The following is a 1,351-nucleotide window of genomic DNA, read 5'->3' as shown; positions in this document are numbered from 1 at the left end:
GCAGAGTTATGAAAATACGGTCGCTCTTGCTTGTGCTTATATCTGGCTCAAATTATGAATGTTCAACACGCCCTAGTTATTTAGATATATTTTTGTGTATATTTACTAAACATTAAATTTAATACGTTTAGTTTTTATTGTTAATAAAAGGGATGACGCTAATGATTAAACCCTTATAACTGGTATGATATCTCTTTAAGCGATGTAATCATCATGATAATAATGGCTTCAAGTCAGTCATGCTGAGTAAGCGTTAAACAAATATTAAAAACAGTTGGAGAATAACATGGGTCTCTTGGTAGACGGGCAGTGGCAAGACAAGTGGTACGAGACAAAAGAGAGTGGCGGCCGCTTTCAGCGTGAAGATGCTGGTTTTAGGAACTGGGTAACGGTAGATGGTAGCGCAGGGCCTACAGGTATTGAGGGCTTTAAAGCCGAACCTGACCGCTATCATCTATACGTGTCGCTAGCCTGTCCTTGGGCACACCGTACCCTTATCTATCGCAAGCTTAAAGGCTTAGAAGACATCATTCCGTTGTCTGTAGTACATCCATATATGGGTGAGTATGGTTGGACGTTTGCAGAAGGTGCAGGCGTCGTTGCTGATCCAGTTATCAATGCAGACTATGCCTATGAGCTGTATACCAAGGCCAAGCCAGACTATACAGGCCGTGTCACCGTACCTATCTTGTGGGATAAAAAAACAAACACAATCGTGAGTAATGAATCATCTGAAATTATTCGGATGTTTAACTCTGCCTTTGATGAGGTTGGGGCACTAGCAGGTAATTTTGTGCCAGCAGAGTTATTGCAAAAAATTGATGATATAAATACCTTCGTCTATTCAACTATCAACAATGGCGTATATAAAACAGGATTCTCTACCACACAAGAGGCTTACGAAGAGGCTTTGATTGAGCTATTTGCGGCATTAGATACACTTGAGACGCGCTTAGCACATCAGCGTTATCTGACAGGTAGCACCATAACTGAGGCAGATTGGCGACTGTTTACCACCTTAGTTCGTTTTGACGCGGTCTATGTTGGGCATTTTAAATGCAACCTGCGTCGTATCGTTGACTATCCAAATCTTTGGGGCTATCTGCGTGATTTATATCAAGTACCTGGTATCGCAGAGACGGTAAATATGGACCATATCAAGCAGCATTATTACACCAGTCATGCCAATATTAATCCCACGCGTATTGTCCCTGCTGGCCCAGTGATTGATTTTAATGAGCCACATGACCGTGCACGTCTATAGTTTTATTTTAAGGTGTAATGGACATTATTCATGCTGGCGTAGGGTCTAACGCTATATACTGTCTATATTTGCAAGGAATCAAAGCCA

General features: G+C 41.6%; 1 protein-coding gene. It reads left to right on the top strand.

Going from position 1 to position 1,351, the window contains the following annotated elements:
* Nucleotides 1-286: 286 nt before the first annotated feature.
* Nucleotides 287-1,264 carry a glutathione S-transferase family protein gene (locus tag I3254_RS00485; protein ID WP_238050467.1) on the top strand — a complete coding sequence of 326 codons (978 nt, stop codon included), beginning with the start codon at nucleotides 287-289 and terminating at the stop codon, nucleotides 1,262-1,264.
* Nucleotides 1,265-1,351: the final 87 nt, after the last annotated feature.

The organism is Psychrobacter sp. Ps2 (assembly GCF_022129405.1).
Lineage (GTDB): Bacteria > Pseudomonadota > Gammaproteobacteria > Pseudomonadales > Moraxellaceae > Psychrobacter.
This window is presented reverse-complemented; position numbering and strand designations above follow the sequence as displayed.

What these genes read in the sequence shown, in the direction of transcription:
- I3254_RS00485 (WP_238050467.1), top strand. Translation starts at nt 287, where the DNA reads ATGGGTCTCTTGGTAGACGGGCAGTGGCAAGACAAGTGGTACGAGACA.